A 1,950-nucleotide genomic window follows, 5' to 3' on the forward strand; every position below is an offset into this window, starting at 1 on the left:
AGTTAATCTTGGTTCTGGTCAAACGTAACCCTTTGAAGCTTAAGCATAACAAGGCGTTCAAGAGGGATTCATGCCGCGTGGCATTTTTGGTATGCGGTTGGTTTTGGTGGTGAAAGTGGTCTGCGGAAGGTTAGTTTAGGCGGCATTCACCCCTTAACGCAGCGTTATACGCTTCAGAGAAACTATGGATAAAGTAGAATTTGTTAAAGTCATCAAAGAAGTTGTTGAGTCTTCTTCGGTAGAAAATATTATTGAAAATTTATTTGATCCACCCGGTAGATCTCCCGATAAGCGTTTACTCGAACAATCTAAGTGGTTTAAGTCATTGCCCTCAGGTGATCAGGCGTTGGTTCAGAGCCTTATTGAGGATGCGGTGCGCGAATCGGTTTTCGGTATGTTTTGTGTGCTTGATGGTGTTAGGTCAATAGCTAGCGACAATAGTTCGATGAATATTCAATTGGTCATCGGAGACTCGCTGATAAATGACATTGAATCAGAGTACTTGCATGACATCTACCAAAACGTATAACAAACGCCTCAAGAGGGACTGTCAACGCGTGGCGTTTCCAGTCCCATTGAGCCGCGGCGGTTGCAGTTGTTGTGTTTGGGTTTAGTGGTAATGCGTTGCCAGCCCCTTAGGCGGGCGTTATGCGACAAGGCAAAACTTTTAGGTTTCTTCTAATTTAATCTCTTCGGCAATCCGTTTTTCGGTGTCGGCAAATCAGCATTGTTGGCTCAAATTCTTGAATCACTTCAACCGTAAAACATGCCAAAGTTCGGGGAATTGCCTCATTGAAAATCGAATTTGGGCGCGGGATGTTTTTCGGGCGCAAAGTGTGGAAAGGGCAAGTTTACGGAAAGTCGGTATTCGCTGAATCTTTGGCTCGTTAAGTTTCGGGAAAGTAAAAGCCTATTCTTCCCTGTAAATCAGCGTTCCGCGTTTGTGTCGGCCTTTTTATGAAATGTTGAATTCGTTGGTTCTTGAATCACAAAAAGTTATCTGCGTGTTTGTGCTTTTTCGTGTTTAAGGTAATGTTTTCGTTAGCCAATTTAGCATTGCCGAAAAATAGCATAACAAACAATTCAAGCAGATTCGCAACGCGTGGCAGTTTTGGTTTGCAGTGAGTTTTGTGTTTAAGGCGAAATGCGGTAGCTTTTATATTGCGTTGCTCACTACTTAATTGGGCGTTATAACTCACTGAAGTTTGGAGAAATTAATTGGAATTAGATGTACTAGAAAAGCAATTAGAGACTGCTAAAGAGGGCTTCGATTCATACGAGTCGGCATATAGTGATTTAGAAGATTTTTACAACAACAGAGATCGCATCGAAAAGACACTAGCACTAGATATTTCCGATGAGAATAGACAATTTCTGGCTTGCACGTTGCAGGTTATGACGCAAGTTGAAGAGCGTTTAACGTCTATTTATCAAGAGATTGAAAATAATCAAAACGATTTAACGGAGCAATACGCTAAAGCTAAATATTCATTAGTGTTAGGCGACTTTGTTGACTACGTTGACTTTAATGGCAAGCAATGTGCTTTACGAGTAGAGCAAATTTACTATACAGGTGATAAATCTCTCAATATTGGTGGTACTAAACTCGTTAAATCAGGGAAAGTTGGGAAAATGCATGGCTTCTTCTCTACTAAAACAAGTCATTGGAAAAAACGAACAGAGTTATAACAAAGCATTTAAGAGTGATTCGCAACGCTTGGCAGTTTCGCTTCGCTCAAGTATAGCCAAGCGCTGCTCACACCTTAATGCGGCGTTATAAATACGGAGAATATGACGTGACAGAAATTGAACAAGAAGAATTAGAGCGTAGAGCGTCAATTTATTTTGGAGTTTGGTGGTGTTCAGCCGATGTCACAATCCGTTTTTATACATTTTCAGTTCGATATTCAGCTGAGCGGCAATTGTTGCGTTTATGCAGTATGACTACTG

The 1,950-nt window shown here is 41.1% G+C and carries 2 protein-coding genes; both read left to right on the forward strand.

Annotated features, from left to right (window positions below; genetic code table 11):
- The first annotated feature begins 184 nt into the window (after positions 1-184).
- Positions 185-529, forward strand: coding sequence for a hypothetical protein (locus D908_RS00850; protein WP_005527712.1), 345 nt, complete (start codon positions 185-187; stop codon positions 527-529).
- 689 nt (positions 530-1,218) lie between these two features.
- Positions 1,219-1,689, forward strand: coding sequence for a hypothetical protein (locus D908_RS00845; RefSeq protein ID WP_005527714.1), 471 nt, complete (start codon positions 1,219-1,221; stop codon positions 1,687-1,689).
- Positions 1,690-1,950: the final 261 nt, after the last annotated feature.

The organism is Vibrio mimicus CAIM 602 (assembly GCF_000338875.1).
GTDB lineage: Bacteria > Pseudomonadota > Gammaproteobacteria > Enterobacterales > Vibrionaceae > Vibrio > Vibrio mimicus.

Excerpts from the sequence above, each read along its gene's own strand:
- D908_RS00850 (WP_005527712.1), top strand. The coding sequence starts at position 185 with ATGGATAAAGTAGAATTTGTTAAAGTCATCAAAGAAGTTGTTGAGTCT.